At 37.9% G+C, this 409-nt stretch carries 2 protein-coding genes; both read right to left on the bottom strand.

Annotated features, from left to right (window positions below):
* Positions 1–194: 194 nt before the first annotated feature.
* Positions 195–281 (bottom strand): YjcZ family sporulation protein, encoded by an 87-nt coding sequence (locus ETC00_RS20125; protein ID WP_082153634.1) that lies wholly within the window; start codon positions 279–281, stop codon positions 195–197.
* Between the two features lie 30 nt (positions 282–311).
* Positions 312–398: a YjcZ family sporulation protein gene (locus ETC00_RS20120; protein WP_063561705.1), complete on the bottom strand. Its 87-nt coding sequence runs from the start codon at positions 396–398 to the stop codon at positions 312–314.
* Positions 399–409 lie beyond the last annotated feature (11 nt).

Genomic DNA, 409 nt, shown 5'->3' with positions numbered 1-409 from the left:
AAATCCCGGAGGATCGTCAGCCGAAAGTTTTCCGAACCATAAATGTTCTAATTACCATTCTATTAATTTCTTCTTATGTAGATATTTTGCTTAGTTCCCAACGATAAAACGAACAAAAAACACCTTCCATCTAAGATGGAAGGTGTTTTTCTTTAGAAATGGGGCTATTCCCATCTCCAAGGTTTGGTTTTAGCTTAGTATAACCAAGCTGCACCTACGATTACTAACAGAATGAATAATACTACGATTAACGCAAATCCGCCGGAATGTCCACCTGACATTTTAGTTCCTCCTTTTTAAAGAAAATGTATTTAGTACAACCAAGCTGCACCTACGATTACCAACAAGATAAACAATACTACGATTAACGCGAAGCCACCTGCATACGCATTACCCATCTCAGTAACAC

The organism is Brevibacillus sp. MCWH, from assembly GCF_013096935.1.
Taxonomy (GTDB): Bacteria; Bacillota; Bacilli; order Brevibacillales; family Brevibacillaceae; genus Brevibacillus; species Brevibacillus aydinogluensis.
The sequence above is the reverse complement of the archived record's forward strand: the minus strand, read 5'-3'. Positions and strand labels throughout refer to the sequence as shown.

Coding starts and splice junctions, on each gene's coding strand:
- ETC00_RS20120 (WP_063561705.1), bottom strand. CDS start 398: ATGGGTAATGCGTATGCAGGTGGCTTCGCGTTAATCGTAGTATTGTTT.
- ETC00_RS20125 (WP_082153634.1), bottom strand. CDS start 281: ATGTCAGGTGGACATTCCGGCGGATTTGCGTTAATCGTAGTATTATTC.